Origin of the sequence: Streptomyces sp. NPDC029674 (genome assembly GCF_044903205.1) — a bacterium.
In the GTDB taxonomy this organism is placed as follows: domain Bacteria; phylum Actinomycetota; class Actinomycetes; order Streptomycetales; family Streptomycetaceae; genus Streptomyces.
The window spans coordinates 127988-150523 of the sequence record NZ_JBJDPY010000010.1; the positions used below are offsets into that span (position 1 = coordinate 127988).

The following is a 22536-nucleotide window of genomic DNA, read 5'->3' on the forward strand; positions in this document are numbered from 1 at the left end:
TCCCAGCACCTCAAGGCCGCCCCCGCTGCTCGTGGACGAGGCGGCCCACCAAGGCTCCGCCGTAGACGACGAAGCCCACTCCCACCAGCCAGGACTGCAGGATCAGTACGGTGCCGAAGGGGCCGTACGTCACCGCGCTCGACGCGATCAGTGGGGAGAAGACGAACTGGGAGAAGACGCGGAGGCCCAGCAGTCCCAAGGCGGTCGCGGCGGCTCCGGGGGCCAGGGCCCGCCAGCGGATGCGGCCGCAGAGGAGGAGTCGTTGCGACCACCAGAAGAAGAGGAACACGCCTGTGGTGTCGCCCACCGTGACCAGGGCTGTTTCGAGGGCGGACGATTCCGCCGGCGAGGGTGTGGTGACGAAGAGCAGCAGGACGGCGACGAGCACGGCCAGCCAGACGACGTGTCGCCACATGGTGTGCCAGCGCGCCGGGGGCAGGGCCCACACGCGTTCGTAGCCGGTCTGTACGGCTGATCCGAACGTCACGCCGAACGCGGCCAGTGCGGCGAGACCGAGTGCCGTGGTCCGCTGCAGCGCCCGCCCCGGTACGCCGAATAGTTGTTCGATCTCGCCCTCCGGTACCTCGGACACCCCGAGGCCCTGCACCAGCCATCGGGCGAAGCCCTCTCCGCTGCCGAGGTCGGCCGCCGCGACGACGACGAGGAGGGGCACGAGGGTGAGGAAGCTGAGCGCCGCGAAGCCCATGGCGCGGTGCATCAGCTCCATCTCGCGCCCGCGGTTCCAGGCGAGTCCGATGAGGGAGGTCGGCAAGCGGTGCGGCGGGCGCAGGGGCCGGCGTCCGGGGCGCGCGGGACCGCCGTCGTCCGGCGTATCGGGTGCTGGGGGCATGTCGGCTCGCATACCCGTAATCGCTGCGGTGCCAGTCAGGCGTACCGCCGAACGGGCAACGGGTCGGGGTGTCCTCCTGCGGACCCCCGCCAGCGCCGGGAAGACGTGCGCGCCGTGGCTCATGCCGAGTCGGCCGCGTCCCGCCAGTAGGCGTGGTTGCGGCGGGCGGTCCGCGTGTCGTCGTGTCGTTCGCCCAGTGTGGAGCCGTAGCTCTCGGCGAGCTCCGCGAAAGCGGCTGCCGCGCGCTGTGGGTGGCCGCTTGTGCCGAGCCAGTGTGCGTGCTGCCAGCGGCAGCTGAGTGAGCGCGTGTCTGCGGGGCCCAGCGCCCCCGAGGCGTCTACGGACAACTCGGCGAACAGGGCGGCGGCGGATGCGGCGTCGCCGCCGATGCCGGTCCAGCGGGCTTGTTCGTGGCGTGCCTGGAGCGTGTCCGGGTGGGTCGGCCCGCGCTCGACGGCCAGCCGCTCGACGAGCCGCGCGTACCCCTGGGCGGCTTCGGCCGCGTGGCCGCTCTCGCCCTCGGCGTGCGCCAGGGCCTGGAGCGCGAGGAGGGTGAACGCGTGGTGTCCGCCGAGTACGTGGTCGCACTGCCGGGCCAGTCCTTGCAGGGCGGTCAGAGCGCCCACGAGGTCGCCGGCCTCGCCCAACTCCACGGCTCGGCGCAGGTGTTCGGGCACCTCTGCGGCGGTCAGCCGGCGGAACGCGGCGTTCGCGGCCAGGGCCAGCTGGTCGCTCGTGCCCGTGCCGCACCGCTGGGGCCTCGGCTCGCCCTTCGCGCCGAGGACGCGGGAGGTGTGCCGGTAGAGCGCCTCCAGCGTGAGCAGTTCGCGTTCCGCGGCGGAGCCGTCGCGGAGGAACTTGATCAGTTCGCCCGTGAACATCGTGTGCCGGTCGCCCAGCGGGGCGCGGGCCGGGGCGTTCGCGGGGGCCGAGGCGAGGACGAAGGTGCCGGCGATCTCCAGCTGGCCGAAGTAGAGCGACGCGGTGTCCCCCATGGCTTCGATGGCCCGGCCGGAGAAGCAGCAGTCGAGCAGCAGCACCCGGTTTCTGGCCGGCGCTGACGCCATCGTGTCGCGGATCAGGTCGAACCTCAGGCTCGACCAGCGCAGCAGTTCGGTCTTGCTGCCGGTGAGCAGGAGGTGGAGCAGGCCGCGGTCGTCGAGTGCGCCGTGCCCCGCGAAGTAGACGAGGAACATGTCCTCCACCTCGCTCGCCGCGCGGTTGAGCGCCTCGCCCACCAGCTGGGGGTCTCTGACGTCCCGCAGAACCGTGCAACGCGCGGTGGGCAGCGCGCAGTTGGCGGAGTTGGTGAGCAGGGCCCTGAGGTCGTCGAGGTTGTTCCGCACCGCGGGGAGCGGGGGCAGTTCGGCGTCGTCGTAGCTGCCGCATCCGATGAGTACCGCATGCGAGTTGGAGCCGCTGGCCAGCCGCACGTCGTCTCCCTCTTGCCGTACCGCACCGCTGCCCAAATGATAGCGACGCAACTCATTTGAGGAGTGGCGCTCTTACCGCTGTCCGAGGTTTCGGGCATGCTGGCCAATCCGAAGTCGGCTGCGACGGGTGGGGGTTGGCATGGGACGCTCGGACACGATGGACAACGCTGACGAGTTAGGGCGCGAGGGGGGCTCCCGCCAGGCTTCCGCCGTCTGTACGGCGTTCCAGAACCTGGTGGCCGACGCCGCCCTCGCAGTGGCGCCGGACGACTTCGCCTCGGCGGTCCGGCTGCTCGACTCGGTCAGAACCAGCGGCAACTGTCTCTACGCGATCGGCAACGGCGGGAGCGCGGCCACGGCGAGCCACCTGGCGTGCGATCTCGCCATGACGTCAGGCCCGCACGCCGCGGGGCTGCGGACGAACGCGCTCACCGGCAACACACCGCTGCTCACCGCCCTTGCCAACGACATCGGGTACGACCGGGTCTTCTCCGAGCAGCTCGCACGGCTGCTCACGCCCGGCGACGTCGTGGTGGCCATCAGCGTCAGCGGCAACTCCCCCAACATCCTCGAGGGCCTCAAGACGGCGCGGGCGCGCGGCGTGCGCACGGTGGGGCTGCTCGGCGGTTCCGGGGGCAGCGCCGCCGCGCTGGTCGACGTGCCGCTGCTGGTCGACAGCGAGGTGTACGGGGTGGTGGAGACGGTGCATCTGGGTCTTGCGCATTCGCTGGCGCTCGCCCTGGGCACGGGGCGGGGCCATCCGCGGGACATCCTGGATCCGTCGCTCGACGGAATCCAGGGCTGACGGTGGTCCGTGGGCCCGCGCGGGCGCCCCGGGAGCGGCCGGCCGATGTGGTCCTCGTGTCCGACCGGGGTCCCGTGACGTTCCGGTCGACGCCGTCCGGGCCCGTACCGGAGCGGCGGGCGGGCAGCGTGACGTCGCTGCTCGACAGGGCGGCGCGGGCCCTGCGCGAGGAGGTCTGCTGGCTGGCTCCGTCGACGAGCGACGAGGACCGGCGGGCGGTGCGGGAGGGCCGGTTCGGCGTCGCCGAGCTCGGGCTGGGTTACGGGTTCCAGCCGGTGCCCTGCCGGGCCGCGGACTACCGGCGGTACTACGAGGACGCGGGCGTGCGGGGGCTCTGGTACGCGTTGCACGATCTGTGGGAGGACCTTCCGCACGATCCCGGTCTTGCCGCCGTCGGGCCCGGGGTGTTCCGTGACGGCGCGGCCCTGCGGTCGTACCAGAAGGTGAACCGGGCCGTCGCCGCGGCGGCCGCGGCCCGCTGCCATCCCCGTACCCTCGTCTGCTTCCAGGACTACCAGTTCGTCACCGCGCCCGGTTTCCTCCGTGCGCGGCTGCCCACGCAGCCGGTGGGTTTCTTCATGCACGCGGCGTTCGCGGCCCCGGCCGCTCTCGCGGTGCTGCCCCGGGTGGTCCGGGGGCTGCTCCTGCGCGGCATGCTCGCGGCGGACGTCCTCGGCTTCCAGAGCGAGCGGTGGGCGGATTCGTTCCTCCGCCTCAGCGAGGAGTCCGGTTACGAGGTCGACCGCCCGGCCGGGATCGTCCGGCACGCCGGCCGCCGGACGCTGGTCCGCCGCTATCCGGCGCCGCCCGACCAGGAGTACCTGTCCGGCGTGTTCGGCTCGCGGGACGCCGACCGGTGGTCCGCCACCTTCCGCCGGCTGCGGCAGGGGGTGCGGCTGCTGGTGCGCGTGGACCGGCTGGATCCGGCGAAGAACGTCCTGCGGGGCTTCGAGGCGTTCGCGCTCCTCCTCGCCGGGCATCCGGAGCTGCGGGAGCGGGTCAGGTTCGTGGCCTGCCTGACGCCGTCGCGGCCCGGGGTGCCCGAGTACGCGTGGTACGCGGCCCGGGTCCGGGACACCGTCGCCGGCATCCAGCGGGCCCACCCCGGGGTCCTGACCGTCTACTGGGACGAGGACCGGGTGCGGGCCATGGCGGCACTGCGGGAGTACGACGTCCTGCTCGTCAACTCCGTGCACGACGGGATGAACCTGGTCGCCCAGGAAGGGGTCCTGGTGAACCGCCGGGACGGCGCGCTCATCCTGTCGGCCAGAACCGGCAGCGCGGAGCGGCTCGCCGCCGGGGCCCTCCTCATCCACGACCCCCGCGACGTCCGCGAGACCACCGCCGCCCTGCGCCAGGCCCTCACCATGCCCCCCACCGAGCGAACGACGAGAACACGCCGCATGCGCACCCCGCTCCTGACGACCTCGCCGGAGGCGTGGCTGCGGTCCCAGCTCACGGACCTCGCGGCGGTGCGCGAGGGACGGGAGCGGTAGTGGCGGGGGGGGAGAGTGCGGTGGCTCTGGGCTGCCGGTCGCGGGCGGCTTACGTCGTCGTTCGGTCGACCAGGTTGCGGAGGGCCTCGTTGACCGTCTCCGTGCGGGGGTCGCCCAGGCGTTCCAGGTCCTCCAGGGCGAGGGTGTAGTAGACGGCGGCTTCCTTGAGGCGGCCCAGCGTGGCCATGGTCGCGCCCAGGTTGAGTGCGGTCGTCGCGGCTCCCGGCTCGTCGCCGAAGGACTGTCTGATGCGCAGTGCCTCGTCGAAGGCCGCGATGGCCTCGTCGTCGCGGCCGGTCGTGCGGTAGGCCTCGCCGAGGTGGTTGAGCGATGTGCCCTGGCCGAAGAGGTCCTTGATCTCGCGCTGGATGCCCAGAGCGCGGAGCCAGCAGCTGATCGCCTCCTCGATGTGGCCGAGGTCGCGGTGGGCGGTGCCGAGGCTGTTGAGGTCGATGCCTTCGTTCCAGCGGTCCTTGATCTCCCGGTGGATGGCCAGCGCCTCGGTGGAGCAGCGGATCGAGTCCTCTATGCGGTTCATGCGCCGCAGGGCGCCCGCGAGGTTGTTGAGGGAGGTGCCCTCGCCATACTTGTCGCCGATCCGGCGGCGGATGGAGAGGGCCTGCTGCCAGACCTCGACGGCCTTCTCGAACTCCTGCGTGCCGCGGTAGGCGTTGCCGAGGCTGTTCAGCGTCCAGGCCTCTCCCCTGCGGCAGCCGGAGCGCCGCGCCCCGCGCAGGCCCAGCTCGTGGGTGACGATCCAGTCGCTCAGGAGCTTGCGGACGTTGAAGAAGCTCCACAGGACGACGGGCAGCTGCCAGGCGATCGCGTCCTGCTCGCACTGCACCGCCTGCCTGACCAGCGCGATCAGATGCGTGCGCTCGGTGTCGCACCACGCCAGCGCCTCCGCGCCGTCGGCGAAGCGGAGCGGTTCGCACCGGTCGGGCCGTTCGTCGAGCTCGATCCGGCGCCGATGCGGCATCAGCTGCCGGTTCGCCGCGTCCGCCGTGTGCAGGTACCAGAGCAGGCAGCGCCTGATGGACTCCCGCCGGGACTCCGCGGACTCCTCCTCGTACGCCCGCTCGGCCGCGTAGTCGTGGATGAGGTCGTGGAAGCGGAACCGGTCGGGCGCGACCTGTTCGAGCAGGTGGCAGTCGATCAGGCCGCGCAGGTAGAGGTTGGTGCGCATCCTGGAGTCGCCGGTCGCGGCCGCGGCGGCGAGCAGGCTGAACTCGCCCGTGGGGTGCAGTCCGAGGATCCGGAAGCAGCGCGCGCTGCCCGCGCCAAGCGCGCGGTACGACCAGGAGAAGGCCACCCGCACCTCGCGCTGTTCGTCGCCGGTGTCCTCGACGGGCGCGGCGAAGGTGTCGAGCCGGTGGCGCTCGTCGCCGAGGCCCTCCAGGAGGTCGGCGATGGGCCACTGCGGATACGCCGCGACGCGTTCGCCGACGATGCTGAGGGCCAGCGGCAGATGCCCGCAGCCGGCCGCGAGTTCCTCGACCGCTCCGCGCTCCTGGAGCACGCGGTCGCCGCCGACGATCCCGGTAAGGAGTTCGACGGACTCCCGCTCGCTCAGGGTGTCGAGGCGGATGCTGCGCGCGCCGTAGCTCCCGACCAGCCCCTGGAGGCGGTTGCGGCTGGTCACGATGACCACGCAGGTGGAGCTGCCCGGCAGCAGGGGGAACACCTGTGCCGTGTTGCGGGCGTTGTCCAGGAGGACCAGCATCCGCCGCTCGTGCAGCAGCGTGCGGAACATGGCGGCGCGCGGTTCGAGTTCCTGCGGCACCTTGGGCGAGGGCACGTCGAGCGCGTGCAGGAAGTCGGCCAGGACCTCCGCGGGTTCGAGCGGGTTGCCCGGGCCGTGGCCCCGGAGGTTGACGTACAGCTGGCCGTCCGGGAACGCGCCGCGCGAGCGGTGCGCCCAGTGCACCATCAGCGCGGTCTTCCCCACGCCGGGTGCTCCCCCGACGGAGGAGATCACAGCGGTGTCCGGCCCCTCCTTCTGGGGTTCCGCGACGAGCAGGTCCAGCTCGGCGAGTTCGCTCTCGCGGCCGACGAACCCCGGCCGGTCCAGCGGCAGTTGGTGCGGGATCGGGAGCGGTGGCCGGTCCGCCGTGCCCGCCGCGGACGACTGGAACCGCAGCAGGCGCTCGATGATCCTGCGGCCCAGCTCCGGGTCGTCCGTGACGGCCCGGGACAGCTCGTCTACCGAACCCACCGAGCCGACCGAACCGACCGAACCGGCCGAACCGGCCGTGGGAAGCGGGGAAAGCGAACCGGCCGACGGGCGGTTCCGGCCCCGCAGCGCGTCGATCCGTTCGTCCAGCAGCCTCCGGAGCCCCTCCCAGCTGGTCTGCGACCCGGTCGCGGGAGCGTCGCGCGTGGGCGCGCCCGCGGCTGGTCCATGGATTCCCCCTGCTGACACGGATCCACCCCCGTGGGTCAAGGCAAGTTGGGCGGATTATACGTCTTGCACACGGATGCGAGACGTGTCCCGGACGGTCGGCTTGGGTATTCTCGCGGCGTCCGGTTCTCCTTGAGGAGGGTGCGTGACGAACGCATCAGCAGATGCTCTGGTCCTTTTCGGCGCGACCGGAGATCTGGCGCGCCGGAAATTGTGGCCCGCTCTCTACCGCTTGTCGCTGTCGGAACAGTGCGTGCCCTTGGTCGTCGCTGTCGGACTGCCCGGGCTCGGCCGGGCCGGTTTCGATAAATTCGTGTCCACTGCCGTGCACGACATGTGCGGCCCGCCGGACGACACGGTCATGCGCAGGCTGCTCGCCAGGGCGTGCTTCGTCGAGGGGGACGCGACGCGGCACGGCACGCTGGAGGAGGTGGTCCGGGCGCTGCGCGCCACGGCCCGTCCCGTCTACTTCCTCGGCGTGCCGCCGCCGCGGACCACCGCGACGATCGCGGCGATGGGAGCCGTACGCCTCCCGCCGGGCGCCGTACTCGTGGAGAAGCCCTTCGGCCGTGATCTCGATTCCGCCCGGCTGCTCAACGCGTCGCTGCTCAAGGTGTTCCCCGCCGATTCCGTGCTGAGAATCGATCACTATCTCGGCAAGGAAGCGGTCGAGAATCTGCTGGCTTTTCGTTTCTGCAATCCCTTCCTCGAATCGGTCTGGGACCGGAGAAGCATTTCCCGGGTGCAGATCACGCACTGCGAGGTCAGGGGTGTGGACAGCCGCGGATCGCTGTACGAGGAGATCGGGGCGGTCCGCGACGTGGTGCAGAGCCATCTGCTCCAACTCGTCGGAATAGTGGCGATGGAGCGCCCGGCCGACGGCACCGCGGAGGCCTTCCGCGAGCGGATCGCGGACGCGCTCGCCCGGGTGCGTCCGGTGGCCGCCGGGCACCTCGTGCGGGGGCAGTACGCGGGCTACCGGGCGGAGCCGGGGGTGGCCGCCGACTCGACGGTGGAGACGTTCGCGGCGCTGCGGCTCGACCTCGACGCCGAGCGCTGGCGGGGCGTGCCGTTCCTGCTGCGCTCCGGCAAGGGGCTCGCCGCCACGGCGATCGAGGTGGTCGTCGACTTCGTACCGTCCGAGCACCGTCTCTGGTTCGCCCGGCAGGAGTCGCGGCCGGCCCGCGTCCGCTTCCGGCTCGGCGCCCACGGCGGGGCGGTGCTGACCCTCAACGCCCGCGGCCCGGGGGCGGATCCCGGCCCGGTGCCGGTCGATCTCGGCCTCGACCTGCGGGACGTGCCGGCCCCGCACGCCTCCGGCGACTCGTGGGAGGCGTACACGCATCTGCTCTCGGACGCTCTTCAGGGCAGGACGGGGCGGTTCGTGTCCATGCGCACCGTGGAGGAGTCGTGGCGCGTGGTGGCGCCGGCCCTGGATCTGCGGGACGCCCCGCTGAGTTACCCGCGGGGCTCGTGGGGGCCACGGGAGTCGGCCGCGCTCCTCGGGGAGGGGGGCTGGTGCGAGCCCATCCCGTGACCGCCCGCGTCCCGGACCGCCAAGCGGTAAGCACCTCGTACACCCACCAGCGGGTCGAGGGCGAGCCGCACCGGGATCTCCGCCAGCAGGTCGTGGTGGCAGGCGCCCGGACTGACGAAGCGGTCCAGGAACTCCGTCCCGGAGCACAGGAGTTCCGCCACCCCGGGCGCCTGAAGCACCCCGCTCGTCAGGGTGACGACACCGCCGGCGGGCAGGCACACCAGGACCACGCCGCGCAGGTACTGGCCGAAGACGGCGGCGAACAGCCTGACGACCTCGACGCCGCAGGGGTCACCGGCGAGCGCCGCCGAGGTGAGCACCGGCGCGACGGCCGCCCCGGTACGGCGCGCCCCCGACACCCGCTCGTCGAGCGCGGGACCGGGCGGCGTGACGCGGGATACGTAGTCGTACATCCGGTCGAAGCCGCGGAGCCCGCCGATGGATTCCTCGACGGTGACGACCCCGCCCAACTCCTGCTGGAGGCAGGACAGGTACCCCGCCTCGAACTCGTTCACCGGCTGCCAGGTGACGTGTCCCGACTCGGACGTGTGAACCACGCCGTGCTCGTCCAGCAGGGCGCTGCCGACGCCGCTGCCCACGGAGACGGCGAGGAGTTCACCGGCGCGGGCGGCCGGATCGTGGCGGGTGAGCGGCCGCACCTCGTCGGGTCCGAGGTCGGCCATGCCGTGCGCGGTGGCCGTCATGTCGTTCACGACGCGCACCCGGACACCGTGCCGGTCCGCGAAGTCCGCGCTGTCGAACGGCGGCCAGTCGGGGAGGTTCGTCAGCTGCACGGTGCCGTGCGCCGGGACGCGGCCCGCGACCGCGAGGACCAGGTGCGCCGGCCGCAGCTCCGCCTGGCGCAGACAGGCGAGCAGCAGCTCCTCCAGCGACGGGTGGTCGGCGGTCCGCACCTTCAGCTCCACGTGTTCCGGATCTTCGGTCCATCCGCCGCGCAGCCGGGAATGGGTGCCCCCCACGTCGAACGCGGCCACCGCTGTACGCACTGCATCACCACTTCGGGTCGGGCCGGGCCAATTGACGTACGGCCAGACCGGGTTGTCGTGGGGCACAGTATGACGAGACGTCCATGCGCGGGCGCGGACGCGGGAACGGATTTCGGTGATGCGGTGATGCGGTGATGCGGTGATGTCGGTACAGATCGAGGTGACGGGCGGCCCTGCGGGATCCGGTACGACGCTGATCCGGGACCTGCACGCCTGGCTGCAGCGGGAGGACGGGCTACGGGGACGGGTCCGGCTGCGGAGCGAGCCTCCCGGGCCCGGGCAGATGGGCGCCATGACGGAGCTGATCCTCACCACGGTCAGCAGCGGCACGGTCGCCGCGCTGGTCGCGTCCGCGCAGCTCTGGGTCAAGCAGCGCCGCGCCGACCTCTCCATCGTCGTCCGGCACCCCGACGGCAGGGAGGTGGAGATCGACGCGCAGCAGATCTCGGGGGCCGAGGAATTCATCCGAACGGTACTGCGCGACTCGGAGCCGGGCGCGGATTCGGGGCCGGGCCCAGGTCCGGACTCGGACCCGGGCCCCTGACCCTCAGGACGATCCGGTCAGCCCGTCAGCCCGTCAGCCCCTTCAAGGCGACGTTCAGCTTCAGGACGTTGACGCGCGGCTCGCCGATGAAGCCGAGGGTCCGCCCGTCGGTGTGTTCGTCGACCAGTTTCCGGACCTGCCCGACGGCCAGGTGGTTCCTCGCCGCCACGCGGTGGACCTGGAGGTCGGCGTAGGCCGGGGAGATGTGCGGGTCGAGGCCGGAGCCGGAGGAGGTGACGGCCTCGGCCGGGACGTCCTCGGGCTTCACCTTGTGGTCGGCGGTGGAGTTGTCCTTGATGACGGCCGCCTTGGCGTCCTTCACCTGCCGGATCAGCTCCTTGTTGTCGCCGGAGAGGTTGGTGGCGCCGGACAGGAGCAGCTTGTACTGGGTGTTGACGGTGTTCTCGCCCAGGCCGTTGGAGGGGCGCGGCTGGAACCACTTGAGGTCCGGCGACGCCGTCTCCTGGCCCTTCTTCAGCGGCAGGTCGTAGCGCTGGCCGATGAGTTCGGAGCCGACGACCTTGCCGTCCGCCTCGATCTCGGAGCCGTTGGCCTTGTCGTGGAAGAGGACCTGGGCGACGCCGGTCACCGCGAGCGGGTAGAGGACGCCGCAGATCACGGTGAGGACGAGCAGGGCGCGCAGTCCCGCGCCGAGCAGCCGGGCGGTGTTTCCTACGGAGTTGTTCATGGCCGAGTCACCCAATGCCGGGGATGAGGGAGATGAGTACGTCGATGATCTTGATGCCGATGAACGGGGCGATAAGTCCGCCCAGGCCGTAGACGCCGAGGTTGCGGCGCAGCATCCGGTCCGCGCTCATCGGCCGGTACCGCACGCCCTTCAGGGCCAGCGGCACCAGCGCGACGATGATCAGCGCGTTGAAGACGACCGCGGAGAGGATCGCGGACTCCGGCGACGACAGGTTCATGATGTTGAGCTTGTCGAGGCTCGGGTAGGCCACCGCGAACATGGCCGGGATGATCGCGAAGTACTTCGCGACGTCGTTGGCGATCGAGAAGGTCGTCAACGCGCCCCGGGTGATGAGGAGTTGCTTGCCGATCTCGACGATCTCGATGAGCTTGGTCGGGTTGGAGTCCAGGTCCACCATGTTCCCGGCCTCCTTGGCGGCCGAGGTGCCGGTGTTCATGGCCACGCCGACATCGGCCTGGGCGAGGGCGGGCGCGTCGTTCGTACCGTCGCCCGTCATCGCGACCAGCTTGCCGCCGGCCTGCTCGCGCTTGATCAGCGCCATCTTGTCCTCGGGCGTGGCTTCGGCGAGGAAGTCGTCCACGCCCGCCTCGTCCGCGATGGCCTTGGCGGTCAGCGGGTTGTCGCCGGTGATCATGACGGTCTTGATGCCCATGCGGCGCAGTTCGTCGAAGCGCTCGCGCATGCCCTCCTTGACGACGTCCTTGAGGTGGATCACCCCGAGGACCCGGGCGCCGTCAGCGTCTTCCAGAGCCACCAGCAGCGGCGTGCCACCAGCCTGTGAAATGCGGTCGTTGAGTTCCTGTGCATCCTCGGTGACCTCGCCACCACGTTCCTTCACCCAGGCGATGACCGACCCGGTCGCGCCCTTGCGGACCTTGCGCCCGTCGACGTCCACGCCCGACATGCGGGTCTGCGCGGTGAACGGCACCCACTCGGCGCCGGTCAGCTCGCCCTGGTGCCGCTCGCGCAGGCCGTACTTCTCCTTGGCGAGTACGACGATGGAGCGGCCCTCGGGCGTCTCGTCGGCCAGCGAGGAGAGCTGGGCGGCGTCGGCGACCTCGGCCTCGGTGGTGCCGCGCACCGGCACGAACTCGGCGGCCTGCCGGTTGCCGAGGGTGATGGTGCCGGTCTTGTCGAGCAGCAGCGTCGAGACGTCACCGGCGGCCTCGACCGCCCGGCCCGACATGGCGAGGACGTTGCGCTGGACCAGGCGGTCCATGCCCGCGATGCCGATCGCGGAGAGCAGCGCGCCGATGGTCGTCGGGATGAGGCAGACGAGGAGTGCCGTCAGGACGATCATCGAGGTCTGGTCGTCGGCCCCCGCGTAGATCGCGAAGGGCTTGAGCGAGACGACGGCCAGCAGGAAGACGATGGTGAGGGACGCCAGGAGGATGTTCAGGGCGATCTCGTTGGGCGTCTTCTGGCGGGCCGCGCCCTCGACGAGGTTGATCATGCGGTCGATGAACGTCTCGCCGGGCTTCGTCGTGATCTTGATGACGACGCGGTCGGAGAGGACCTTCGTACCGCCCGTGACGGCGGACCTGTCACCGCCGGACTCGCGGATGACGGGGGCCGACTCGCCGGTGATCGCGGACTCGTCGACGGAGGCCACGCCCTCGACGACGTCACCGTCGCCGGGGATGATGTCGCCCGCCTCGCAGACGACGAGGTCGCCGATGCGCAGGTCGGTCCCGGGCACCGGCTCCTCGACGTCGCCGGTCAGGCGGCGCGCCACGGTGTCGGTCTTGGCCTTGCGCAGGGTGTCGGCCTGCGCCTTGCCGCGGCCCTCGGCGACGGCCTCCGCGAGGTTGGCGAAGACCGTGGTCAGCCAGAGCCAGGCGGTGATCGCCCAGCCGAACCAGTCCCCCGGGTCCTTGACCGCGAGCGCGGTGGTGACCACCGAGCCGATCAGGACCACGAACATGACGGGCGACTTGACCATGACGCGCGGGTGCAGTTTGCGGAAGGCGTCCGGCAGCGACTTGAGCAGCTGGGCCGGGTCGAAGAGGCCCGCGCCGACCTTGCCGGTGTCGGCGGCGTCGGCGGGCTTGTGGCCGGTGGGGACGTCGTGGTGGGGGGCGCGTTCCGCGGTGGCGACCGGCCCCGCGTCCCGGTCGTCCCTGTCGTGCTGTGTGGTGTGAGTGTTCATGACGCCAGCCCCTCGGCAAGCGGTCCCAGCGCGAGCGCGGGGAAGAAGGTGAGACCGGTGATGATCATGATGGTGCCGACAAGGAGGCCGGTGAAGAGCGGCTTCTCGGTACGCAGGGTGCCCGCGGTCGCCGGGACCGGCTGCTGCTGGGCGAGCGAACCCGCGAGCGCGAGGACGAACACCATCGGCAGGAAACGGCCGAGCAGCATCGCGATGCCGATCGTCGAGTTGAACCACTGCGTGTCGGCGCCCAGGCCCGCGAAGGCGGAGCCGTTGTTGTTGGCCCCGGACGTGTAGGCGTACAGGACCTCGGAGAAGCCGTGCGCACCGGAGTTCGTCATCGAGTCGGCCGGGGTGGGCAGGGCCATCGCGACGGCCGTGAAGCCGAGGACGAGGGCCGGGGTGACGAGGATGTAGCAGGCCGCCAGCTTGATCTCGCGGGTGCCGATCTTCTTGCCCAGGTACTCCGGGGTGCGTCCGACCATCAGGCCCGCGATGAAGACGGCGATCATCGCCATGATGAGCATGCCGTAGAGGCCCGATCCGGTGCCGCCCGGCGCGATCTCGCCGAGCTGCATGCCGAGCATCTGGATGCCGCCGCCGAAGCCGGTGAAGGAGGAGTGGAAGGAGTTCACGGCGCCGGTGGAGGTGAGCGTGGTGGCCACCGAGAAGATCGACGAGCCGGCGATCCCGAACCGGGTCTCCTTGCCCTCCATCGCCCCGCCGGCCAGGTCGTAGGCCGGGGCGCCGTGGTGGAACTCGGTCCACATCATCAGCGCGGTGAAGCCGATCCAGATGGTCGCCATCGTGGCGAGGATCGCGTAGCCCTGCCGGACCGAGCCGGCCATGCGGCCGAAGGTCCGGGTCAGCGAGAAGGGGATGACGAGGATCAGGAAGATCTCGAAGAGGTTGGACAGCCCGTTGGGGTTCTCGAAGGGGTGCGCGGAGTTGCCGTTGAAGTAGCCGCCGCCGTTCGTGCCCAGCTCCTTGATGACCTCCTGGGAGGCGACGGCGCCGCCGTTCCACTCCTGCTTTCCGCCCAGGAACTGGCCGACCTCGTGGATGCCGGAGAAGTTCTGGAGGGCGCCGCAGGCGACCAGGACGAGCGCGCCGATCACCGAGATCGGCAGCAGGATGCGGACGGTGCCGCGCACCAGGTCGGCCCAGAAGTTGCCGAGCTCACCGGTGCGGGAGCGCGCGAAGCCACGGACGAGTGCGACCGCGACCGCGATCCCCACCGCCGCCGAGACGAAGTTCTGCACCGCCAGGCCGCCGGTCTGCACGACGTGGCCCATGGCCTGTTCGCCGGAGTACGACTGCCAGTTGGTGTTCGCCACGAACGAGGCCGCGGTGTTGAACGCCTGGTCCGGGTCGATGGACTTGAAGCCGAGCGAGCCGGGCAGCGAGCCCTGGAGCCGCTGCAGCAGGTAGAGGAAGAGGACACCGGCCGCGGAGAAGGCGAGGACGCCGCGCAGGTACGCGGGCCAGCGCATCTCCGTGTCGGGATCGGCACCGATGGCCTTGTAGATCCACTTCTCGGCACGGAGGTGCTTCTTCGAGCCGTAGACGCGGGCCATGTAGTCACCGAGCGGGCGGTGTACCAGCGCGAGCGCCGCCATCAGCGCGAGCAGCTGGAGCACACCGGAAAGGACGGGGCTCATATCCGTACTCAGAACCTCTCCGGAAAGACGAGGGCGAGGACGAGATAGCCCAGGAGGGCGACGGCCACGACGAGGCCGACGATGTTCTCGGCGGTCACAGCTTGGTCACCCCCTTGGCGACGAGGGCCACCAGCGCGAAGACCGCGATCGTGGTGACGACGAAGGCCAGGTCGGCCATCGTGAGCTCCTGAAGGACGTGGACGGTGCAATTACCTGCTCGGACGGTTAGAGGTAACCGCCCATTCCGCCGTCCACGGCCTTCGTTGACACCCTCCATACGGCGGTTTCAGCCGTCTTGACGGCTCTCATACGCGTGGCCCGTCGTCGCGTCCACGTGATCCGGGACCTCGTCGTGCCGGTCGCCGACCGTCAGGGTGCCGGTGGGCTCGAAGAGGAGGATGCGGGCGCCCCCGGGAGCGTACGGACGGTGTTCGGTGCCGCGCGGGACCGTGAAGACGGAGCCCTGCGGGAGCGTGACGCGGCGCTCCCCCGCCGGTTCGCGCAGGTCGATGTGGAGCTCGCCGCCGAGCACCAGGAAGAACTCGTCGGTGTGGTCGTGGACGTGCCAGACGTGCTCGCCCTCGACCTTGGCGACGCGTACGTCGTAGTCGTTGACGGAGGTGACGATGCGGGGGCTCCACAGGGCGTCGAAGGAGGCGAAGGCCTGGTCGAGGGCGATGGGTTCGGTGTTCGCAGCGGTGGGTTCGGTGTTCATGAGGTGATCTTGCGCCGTGGCATGCCACCGCCACGAGTGCTAGAAATCGCACATGCCGCAAGAATCCTCGCAGCCGGGTGCCGGACGGCCGCCGCACCGTGTCGTGGTCGTCGTCGACGAGGGCACCAACCCGTTCGAAGTGGGCGTCGCCACGGAGGTCTTCGGGCTGCCACGGCCCGAACTCGGCCTGGAAGGCGCCCTGTACGAGCTCGTGCTGTGCACCCCGAGGCCGGACGTCCGCATGAACCACGGGTTCTTCACCCTCAGCGGGGTGCCCGGACTCGACGCCGCGGAGACCGCGGACACGCTGATCATGCCGGGCCGGCCCGACACCACCGTGCCTCGCGCCCCGGACGTGCTCGCCGCGATCCGGCGGGCCCACGCGCGCGGCGCCCGGATCGTGAGCTTCTGCACCGGCGCCTTCGCGCTCGCCGAGTCCGGTGTCCTCGACGGCCGCCGGGCCTCCACCCACTGGCAGTGGGCCGGCTCCTTCCGTGAGCGGTTTCCGGCCGTCCAGCTCGAACCGGACGTGCTGTTCGTGGACGACGGCGACATCCTCACCGCGGCGGGCAGCGCGGCCGCCGTCGACCTGGCGCTGCACCTGGTGCGCAAGGACTTCGGCGCCGAGGTCGCCAACTCCGTGAGCAGGCGACTCGTCTTCGCGGCGCACCGGGACGGCGGGCAGCGGCAGTTCGTGGAACGGCCCGTTCCCGAGGTGCCCGACGAGTCCCTCGCGCCGGTGCTCGCCTGGGCTCAGGAGCGGCTCGGCGAACCCCTCACCGTGGCGGGTCTCGCGGCCCGCGCCGGAGTCAGCACCGCGACCCTGCACCGGCGCTTCCGGGCCCAGCTCGGCACCACTCCGCTGGCCTGGCTGACCGGCGAGCGCGTGGCGCTGGCCTGCCGACTCATCGAGCGGGGCGAGGAGCGCCTGGACGTGGTGGCGCACCGCAGCGGTCTGGGCACCCTGGCCAATCTGCGGGCCCGGATGCGCCGCGAGACAGGGCTCGGCCCGTCCGACTACCGGCGCAGGTTCGGGCCCGGCACACCCGCGGCGGCTGGCCGGATCCCGGCTGCCGCCACGGCCCGCACCCCGTGAAGACTGGCCTGTCCCACCCTCGCCACCCAGCAGAGGCGGACCGCCATGCCGAACGGAGCGCAGATCCTGATCAACGGCCTTGTGGACGCGGGTGTCCGCGCCTGCTTCGCCAACCCCGGCACCTCCGAGATGCACTTCGTGGCCGCGCTCGACGAGACGCCCGACCTGCGGCCCGTGCTGTGCCTCTTCGAGGGGGTGGCCACGGGCGCCGCCGACGGGTACGGGCGGATGACGGGCCGCCCCGCGTGCACGCTGCTGCACCTCGGGCCCGGCCTCGCGGGCGGCCTGCCCAACCTGCACAACGCGCGGCGGGCCGCGACACCCGTCGTCAACGTCGTCGGCGACCACGCCCTGCACCACAAGCGGCTCGACGCGCCCCTGGAGTCCGACATCGGGGCGCTGGCCCGCACCGTGTCGGCCTGGACGCGGCGCACGTACTACGCCACCGAGCTCGCCGGTGACGTCGCGGCCGCCGTCGCCGCGGCGACCGGGCCGCCCGGCGCCGTCGCGACGCTGGTCGTGCCCGCCGACGTGTCGTGGTCCGAGGCGGGCGAGCCGCCCGTCTCCGTGCCGCCCGTGCAGGCGCGGCACGGTCTCGTGTCCGTGGACGCCGTGACGGGCGCCGCCGAGGCGCTGCGGTCCGGTGACGGCGTCGCCCTGCTGCTCGGCGGGGCGGCCGTGCGCGGGGCCGGGCTGGCGGCCGCGGGGCGGATCGCCGCGGCGACGGGGGCGAAGCTGCTGTGCGAGACGTTCCCCGCCCGGCTGGAGCGGGGCGCGGGGCGGCCCGCCGTCGAGCGGCTCGCCTACTTCGCGTCGGGCGCGCAGGGGCAACTGGCGGGCGTACGGCACCTGGTGCTCGCCGGTGCCGCCTCGCCGGTGGCCTTCTTCGCCTATCCGGGGCAGAGCGGGGCGCTGGTGCCCGAGGGGTGCGCCGTGCACCGGCTCACGGCCGGCGCGGAGGACGTGACGGCGGCCCTCGAGGGGCTCGCCGAAGTGGTCGGGCCTGGCGCGCGCCGCGTACGGGAGGAGGCGGCCAGGCCGGCGCTGCCCAGCGGTGAGCTGACCGCCGAGTCGGCGGCCGCGGTGATCGGGGCGCTGCTGCCGGAGGGCGCCGTCGTGGTCGACGAGGCCAACACCTCGGGGCTCTGGCTGCCCGGCGCGACGGCCGGTGCCCCGCCGCACGACTGGCTGACGCTGACCGGCGGCGCGATGGGGCAGGGGCTGCCGCTCGCGGTGGGTGCGGGGGTGGCCTGTCCCGACCGGCCCGTGCTGGCGCTGGTCGGGGACGGCGCGTCGATGTACACGGTGCAGGCGCTGTGGACGCAGGCTCGGGAGGAGCAGAACGTCACGACGGTCGTCTTCGACAACCGGTCGTACGCGATCCTCAATCTGGAGCTGGGTGCGGTGGGAGCGGGCGCGGGCGGGGCGCGGGCCCGCCGGCTCCTCGACCTCTCCGGCCCGTCCCTGGACTTCACCGCGCTGGCGCGCGGGATGGGGGTCCCGGCGGGACGGGCCACGACGGCCGAGGAGTTCGCGGCGCTGCTCAAGCGGGGCCTGGCGGAGCCGGGGCCGTTCCTTATCGACTGTGTGGTGCCGCCGCTGGGCTGAAGCGCCTCAGTCGTCCCACAGTCCCTCATGGCTGCGGTGTGCGTCCGTGAGGCCGTCGGCGAAGAACTTGTCGTAGTACTCCGTCTCCACGTGGTGGACCTGGAGCCACACCCCCGGGACGTGGATCGCGTCCGTGTGCGCGGGGAAGCGGCGGTGGGTGCGCAGGATGTACTCGCAGATGTCCCGGGTGCAGTCGATCACTCGTTCCTCGTACTCACTGGCCTCGGCCAGGTACCGCTGCCCGTACTCCTCCTTGTAGATGCGGGCGAAGACCTCCTTGTCGCCGTAGGTGCCGCCGGGGCCGAACTTGGCGCGGATCACCGCGTCGACCGCCTCCGTCATCGTGCGGTGCGCGGGCGGGCACGCCGCCTCGATCAGGGGCTCGCCGTCGGGTGACGTGAGGCCGACCGGCTGGGAGCGGAGGCTGGCGTACTTGGGGAGCGGGACGTGCCAGCGCCACAGGTCGGGCAGGCGCCAGCGCGGGGTGACGAAGGTGAAGCCGAGCATTCTGCCGTAGGCGCGGGAGAACTTCGGGTCGCCGAGAGCGATTTGGGGGTTGATGGAGGCGTGGATCCAGGCGCCGAGGCCCATCGCCTCGGCGCTCAGCATCAGGTTCTGCAGGAGCAGGTCGGCCTCGATCTGGGTGCGCAGCGGGCCGAGCGCGCCGAGCGGCAGCTTGATGTCGCCGTTGAGGAAGCCGTTCTTGACCCACTTCTTGACGCCCGCCGGCTGGTAGAAGTTGCGGTCGTCGACCAGCGTGGGGCGGACGTCGTCCGGCTGCGTGAGCAGGTACATGAGGGCGTTGATGTACTGGTGGGAGAGGTCCACCACCGGGAACAGGACGGTCGTGCCCGGCAGGTTGGACAGGAAGCGGTTCGAGTCCAGGTAGGCCGGGAAGTCGCGGCGGTCCTCGGCGACGTCCAGGCGGTGGTCGAGGACGCGGACCTTCGCCTGCCGGGCCCGCGCCACCAGGCTCGTCGCGTCGAGGGGGGTGCTGGGGGCGGGCGGCAGTCTGCGCAGGAAGTACGTTCCCGAGTCGTTGATCAGGAAGAAGTGCGTGCCCTGCGCGTTGTCGGGGCTGCCCGCGGTGCGGCCCGCCATGGTCATGTTGGGCTTGGCCATGATGGGCTTGCCGTCGCGCGGGTCGTCGAAGGGGCGGTCCGGCATGGTGAGGCCGGTGCAGCCGGTCAGCGCGATGAGCACCGCCTCCTCCAGCTCGGAGAGGGGCCGCGGCTCGTGCGGCGACCGGTAGCTCATCGAGCCCGCGGGGACGGCGGCGCCGCGGCTCACCCGGTGGGTGCGGCGGCGCCAGACCGTCTCCAGGAAAGGCCGGGCGAACAGGTCCGCGAGGCCCGCGTGGCCGGGGTCGCCGCCCTCGGCCGCCCCGCCCTCAGCCGTCCGCACGCTCGCCCCTGTCGCTCATCGGCTGCACCTGCCGCCACGGCGCGAACGCGCTGGCCCCGCGCGGCAGCAGGCCCGCGAGCTCCGGGCAGTGCCGCAGCAGGACGGAGTTCATGCCGCCCTTCTGGACCCAGTCGATGCCGAGCGGCGTGTAGATCTCGGGGCGGAAGTCGACGGTCAGGAAGCGGTCGCTCTGCAGCCGCCGGGTGGCCATCAGGATGAAGATGCGGAACGCCGTGTCGCTGAAGCCGAAGCCGTGCGGCGGGTTCTCGGCGAACAGGCCGACCACGGTGTCGATCTCGTCGACGGAGTGGTAGACGTCCTTGAGGCGGGCGACGGTCTCGGGGTCCTGCGACAGGTCCTCGAAGCGGCGGATGCGCTGCTTGTGCAGGCCCTCGCGGAAGTCGTTGTAGCGGGGCACGCCGCGCCTGCGGGTGCGGACGAGGTCGACGACGGACAGGTCGATGATCTCGCCGTCGCGCTCGAAGTGCTGGAGCGCGCGCGGGAAGTTGTGCAGGGTGATGGCGCCCGGGTGGGAGATGCCGAAGGAGTACAGGGTGTCGGCGAGGCCCGTCTTGCGGATGGCGGCCTCGGCTGCGCCGCCCTGGATGTCGTGGAAGCTCAGGGTCTCCAGGCGCTGCCCGAAGTGGTGCTCGCGCATCTCGAAGTCGTCGGGGATCAGCGGGTGCATGCGGTAGACGGTGACGAAGTCCTCCGTCAGCGAGTACGGCGTTCCGTGGTGGTCCGGCAGCGTCTTGGGTATGCCCGTCAGCGAGTGCGACTCGAACAGCCACAGGCCGAGCTTGTTGAGCCAACTGCTCGGCGGACCCTCCCAGTTGGTGCGCAGGCCGATGTCGATGGCCTCGGTGGCGAGGATCGCCGGGGTCCACTCCACCGTGTGGATCTTGGCGATGAGGGCGGAGACGACGAGGCGCGCGGTGTGGTAGACGCTCTCCTGGCTCATCGACGGGTAGGCGTGCCGCAGCGCGTCGCAGACCGCGTTGTGCTCGCGGGCGAAGAGGGTGTGCATGGCGCTGAGCCCCATCCACCAGCTCTCGGCGAAGCCGGTCAGCGGCACACCGTTCGGGCCGAGGGGCAGGTGGCCCTCCTCCAGGCGGAGTTTGGCGCCGCCGTCGGGCTCGCGCAGGAACCTGGCGGTGTGTTCGTTCTCGCCGTACACCTCGGAGCCGTCCCACCAGTGCGAGGCGGTGTTGGCGAAGAGGATCGGCGGCCGGTCGCCGGGGAGCTCGATGGCTTCGTTGTCGGCGAAGCGCATCACGCGTTCGGCGGGCCCGCCCGGGGTGTTGTACCAGGTGGTGCCGGGCGGCAGCGGCACCTCGACGGACTTGCCGCCGGGCTTGTGGCGGCGGTGGTTGACCCAGTCGTGGACCTGGAACTGGATCCAGGCGGCGGCGAGGACGTTCAGCGAGGTCGCGGGCAGGAACGTGTCGCGGTGCAGCAGCTCACGGCTGACGGTGACCGGGTTCGGCACGTCGAAGAGATCGGGCCGGTAGACGGGCTCGAGGTTCCGGCCGAAGGCGGCGCCCACGGCTCCCATGCCGGGCTTGGAGAGGTCGTTGTACGTCCCGTCGTAGGAACGGGTGGTGCGCAGCCGCTCGTCGACCGGGGCGGGCACGGGCATCACCTTCGGCGGCGCCTCGTGCACGTCGGTGTCGATGAGGTTGAGGCGGCGCAGCGCCTTGCGGAGGAAGACGAGGTTGAGCAGGCTCACCTGCACCGGCAGCCTGTGCCACGGCACGGAGCGGTTCAGGAGCCGGAGGGCCGCGCCGACGGGCGCGCCGAGCACCTGGTTGCGCAGCGGTTCGCCGGTGACGAAACGCAGGCCGTGCCGGTGGGCGGCGCTCGCCTCGTACGCCGCCTTGCGGGCCCGGTTGAGGTTGCCGAGCGGGCGGAACTCCTCGGTGGTGAACCACGGGTTGAAGCCCATCACCTCCACACGGCCGCCCGCGGCGCGCGCCTCCGCGGTGTCGAGGTCCTGGCTCGGGATGGTGAGGGTGGCCACGGGCACGGCGGGGGCGACGGACTCGAGCCACTCCACCGAGCCGTCCTCGACGGGGGTGCGGCGTTCGTCGACGTACCGCTGCAGGCACAGTTCGAAGGTGATGTCCTGCCGGGCGAGCCGGGTCTCCAGCTCGCGGCGCAGGTACTGCGGGTCGCGGCGCCCGGGGTCGGACTTGGCGGCGCCGGCGGCGCCCGTGGGGCGCAGCAGGTAGCGGACCGGTCCTGCCTCGCCCCACAGGATGGCGCTGCGGCTCCAGTACGTCTCGCCGGCGAGGCTGTGCACGGTGTGCCGGGTGGCGGCCTGCACGTTGCGGCGCATCCGGGTGGCGGTGGCGAGGCCGACGGTGAGCGGGAGCTTGACGAAGAGCGCGGCGGCCTTCCGCAGCCGGGTCGTCGCGCCCGCCATGGCCTTGGCGAAGGCGACGAACTCGCGGGCGTCGCGGGCGTGCGAGACCGGGTGGTTGGTGGCGAGCAGGTCGTGGTGCTCCTCGGCGGAGACGGCCACGCGCACGGCGGCGCCCCGCAGGTCGGGGGCGCCGTCGGCCTGCCGGATGCCGCCCGCGTTGGAGAGCCGTACGGTTGCCGCGTACTCGGCGCCGGGCTGCGCGAAGCCGCTGCGCAGCGCGTCGGGCAGGTCGTCGTGGAAGCGCAGGCGGGCGTTCTCCACGCCGAGGGCGGCCTTCTCGTGCTGGACGCGTCCGATGTCCGCGGCCTTGGCCGCGCGCCGGTTCTTCTCCTGGACCTTCATCAGTTCCTTGGCCAGTCGCTCGAAGAGCCGTCGCTCCGCTTCCGGGCTGCCGCCCATGTAGCGCTCGTGACTCTGCTGGTGCTGTCCGGTGTCGGCCATCGGGCGCCTCTTCCTTCGCACGTTCCTTCGCACGGGGCAGGCAGACGCTACTGGCGGCACCGGTCGGCCGCAGCGAGGGTTCCCGCCTATGTGCGCGGTGGCCCGTGCGTGTCGAACTGGCGGGCGGGCCAGGGCGTTTGGGCCCGTGGGCGGGGTGCTTCCGGGTGCGGCGGGCGACGGTGGGTGTTCCGTTCACACCCCGTGTGCGTCTCCGTTCCCACCAGTCCCACGCGCGGACCGCACGCGATGGCCAAG

17 protein-coding genes are annotated in these 22536 nt (G+C 71.7%); 6 read left to right on the top strand and 11 right to left on the bottom strand.

The annotated features are described in order from the left end of the window. Positions 1–10 precede the first annotated feature (10 nt). Together ACI2L3_RS24360 and ACI2L3_RS24365 are read right to left on the bottom strand one after the other, a co-directional pair. On the bottom strand, positions 11–850 hold the full coding sequence (locus ACI2L3_RS24360) for a YhjD/YihY/BrkB family envelope integrity protein (protein WP_404754499.1): 840 nt from the start codon (positions 848–850) through the stop codon (positions 11–13). Positions 851–969: 119 nt separating this feature from the next. Continuing rightward, entirely contained in the window at positions 970–2283 is a 1314-nt protein-coding gene (locus tag ACI2L3_RS24365; RefSeq protein WP_404754500.1) for a caspase family protein, read from the bottom strand. Positions 2284–2440: 157 nt separating this feature from the next. Here ACI2L3_RS24365 and ACI2L3_RS24370 point away from each other — a divergent pair, with 157 nt between their 5' ends. Continuing rightward, positions 2441–3088: an SIS domain-containing protein gene (locus ACI2L3_RS24370; protein WP_404754501.1), complete on the top strand. Its 648-nt coding sequence runs from the start codon at positions 2441–2443 to the stop codon at positions 3086–3088. 56 nt (positions 3089–3144) lie between these two features. Continuing rightward, on the top strand, positions 3145–4584 hold the full coding sequence (locus ACI2L3_RS24375; RefSeq protein WP_404754502.1) for a trehalose-6-phosphate synthase: 1440 nt from the start codon (positions 3145–3147) through the stop codon (positions 4582–4584). Between the two features lie 49 nt (positions 4585–4633). Here ACI2L3_RS24375 and ACI2L3_RS24380 read toward each other — a convergent pair whose 3' ends face one another. Then, positions 4634–6799: an ATP-binding protein gene (locus tag ACI2L3_RS24380; protein ID WP_404754503.1), complete on the bottom strand. Its 2166-nt coding sequence runs from the start codon at positions 6797–6799 to the stop codon at positions 4634–4636. A 331-nt stretch (positions 6800–7130) separates the two neighbouring features. Here ACI2L3_RS24380 and ACI2L3_RS24385 point away from each other — a divergent pair, with 331 nt between their 5' ends. Then, a complete protein-coding gene (locus ACI2L3_RS24385) occupies positions 7131–8522 on the top strand; it encodes a glucose-6-phosphate dehydrogenase (RefSeq protein ID WP_404754504.1) in 1392 nt (463 codons plus the stop codon). Here ACI2L3_RS24385 and ACI2L3_RS24390 read toward each other — a convergent pair. Beyond that, the gene (locus tag ACI2L3_RS24390; protein WP_404754505.1) at positions 8444–9529 is read right to left on the bottom strand and encodes a glucokinase; all 1086 of its coding nucleotides are present in this window, start codon (positions 9527–9529) and stop codon (positions 8444–8446) included. The two genes, ACI2L3_RS24385 and ACI2L3_RS24390, sit on opposite strands and share 79 nt — an antisense overlap. A 142-nt stretch (positions 9530–9671) precedes the next feature. Between ACI2L3_RS24390 and ACI2L3_RS24395 the strand changes: the two genes are divergently transcribed. Beyond that, on the top strand, positions 9672–10073 hold the full coding sequence (locus ACI2L3_RS24395) for a hypothetical protein (protein WP_404754506.1): 402 nt from the start codon (positions 9672–9674) through the stop codon (positions 10071–10073). 25 nt (positions 10074–10098) lie between these two features. On the opposite strand, the gene ACI2L3_RS24400 is transcribed toward ACI2L3_RS24395, so the two are convergent. The 5 genes from ACI2L3_RS24400 to ACI2L3_RS24420 form a co-directional block, all read right to left on the bottom strand. Further along, entirely contained in the window at positions 10099–10761 is a 663-nt protein-coding gene (locus tag ACI2L3_RS24400) for a potassium-transporting ATPase subunit C (protein WP_404754507.1), read from the bottom strand. 7 nt (positions 10762–10768) lie between these two features. Continuing rightward, positions 10769–12931, bottom strand: a complete 2163-nt coding sequence (kdpB, locus tag ACI2L3_RS24405; protein WP_404754508.1) for a potassium-transporting ATPase subunit KdpB — start codon at positions 12929–12931, stop codon at positions 10769–10771. Beyond that, positions 12928–14592 carry a potassium-transporting ATPase subunit KdpA gene (gene kdpA, locus ACI2L3_RS24410; RefSeq protein ID WP_404754509.1) on the bottom strand — a complete coding sequence of 555 codons (1665 nt, stop codon included), beginning with the start codon at positions 14590–14592 and terminating at the stop codon, positions 12928–12930. The genes kdpB and kdpA overlap by 4 nt, the downstream gene beginning before the upstream one ends. A gap of 8 nt (positions 14593–14600) precedes the next feature. Beyond that, the gene (kdpF, locus tag ACI2L3_RS24415; protein ID WP_033264828.1) at positions 14601–14690 is read right to left on the bottom strand and encodes a K(+)-transporting ATPase subunit F; all 90 of its coding nucleotides are present in this window, start codon (positions 14688–14690) and stop codon (positions 14601–14603) included. 188 nt (positions 14691–14878) lie between these two features. Beyond that, a complete protein-coding gene (locus tag ACI2L3_RS24420) occupies positions 14879–15307 on the bottom strand; it encodes a cupin domain-containing protein (protein WP_404754510.1) in 429 nt (142 codons plus the stop codon). 52 nt (positions 15308–15359) lie between these two features. Between ACI2L3_RS24420 and ACI2L3_RS24425 the strand changes: the two genes are divergently transcribed. Both ACI2L3_RS24425 and ACI2L3_RS24430 read left to right on the top strand, forming a co-directional pair. Next, the gene (locus tag ACI2L3_RS24425; protein ID WP_404754511.1) at positions 15360–16403 is read left to right on the top strand and encodes a GlxA family transcriptional regulator; all 1044 of its coding nucleotides are present in this window, start codon (positions 15360–15362) and stop codon (positions 16401–16403) included. 45 nt (positions 16404–16448) lie between these two features. Continuing rightward, positions 16449–18011 carry an acetolactate synthase large subunit gene (locus ACI2L3_RS24430; RefSeq protein WP_404754512.1) on the top strand — a complete coding sequence of 521 codons (1563 nt, stop codon included), beginning with the start codon at positions 16449–16451 and terminating at the stop codon, positions 18009–18011. A 6-nt stretch (positions 18012–18017) separates the two neighbouring features. Here ACI2L3_RS24430 and ACI2L3_RS24435 read toward each other — a convergent pair whose 3' ends face one another. Continuing rightward, entirely contained in the window at positions 18018–19415 is a 1398-nt protein-coding gene (locus tag ACI2L3_RS24435; RefSeq protein ID WP_404754513.1) for a hypothetical protein, read from the bottom strand. After that, positions 19402–22281 (bottom strand): peroxidase family protein, encoded by a 2880-nt coding sequence (locus ACI2L3_RS24440; RefSeq protein WP_404754514.1) that lies wholly within the window; start codon positions 22279–22281, stop codon positions 19402–19404. Before ACI2L3_RS24440 ends, ACI2L3_RS24435 begins: the two co-directional genes overlap by 14 nt. Positions 22282–22536 lie beyond the last annotated feature (255 nt).

Coding starts and splice junctions, on each gene's coding strand:
- ACI2L3_RS24360 (WP_404754499.1), bottom strand. CDS start 850: ATGCCCCCAGCACCCGATACGCCGGACGACGGCGGTCCCGCGCGCCCC.
- ACI2L3_RS24370 (WP_404754501.1), top strand. CDS start 2,441: ATGGACAACGCTGACGAGTTAGGGCGCGAGGGGGGCTCCCGCCAGGCT.
- ACI2L3_RS24395 (WP_404754506.1), top strand. CDS start 9,672: ATGTCGGTACAGATCGAGGTGACGGGCGGCCCTGCGGGATCCGGTACG.
- ACI2L3_RS24400 (WP_404754507.1), bottom strand. CDS start 10,761: ATGAACAACTCCGTAGGAAACACCGCCCGGCTGCTCGGCGCGGGACTG.
- kdpB (WP_404754508.1), bottom strand. CDS start 12,931: ATGAACACTCACACCACACAGCACGACAGGGACGACCGGGACGCGGGG.
- kdpA (WP_404754509.1), bottom strand. CDS start 14,592: ATGAGCCCCGTCCTTTCCGGTGTGCTCCAGCTGCTCGCGCTGATGGCG.
- ACI2L3_RS24420 (WP_404754510.1), bottom strand. CDS start 15,307: ATGAACACCGAACCCACCGCTGCGAACACCGAACCCATCGCCCTCGAC.
- ACI2L3_RS24425 (WP_404754511.1), top strand. CDS start 15,360: ATGCCGCAAGAATCCTCGCAGCCGGGTGCCGGACGGCCGCCGCACCGT.
- ACI2L3_RS24430 (WP_404754512.1), top strand. CDS start 16,449: ATGCCGAACGGAGCGCAGATCCTGATCAACGGCCTTGTGGACGCGGGT.
- ACI2L3_RS24440 (WP_404754514.1), bottom strand. CDS start 22,281: ATGGCCGACACCGGACAGCACCAGCAGAGTCACGAGCGCTACATGGGC.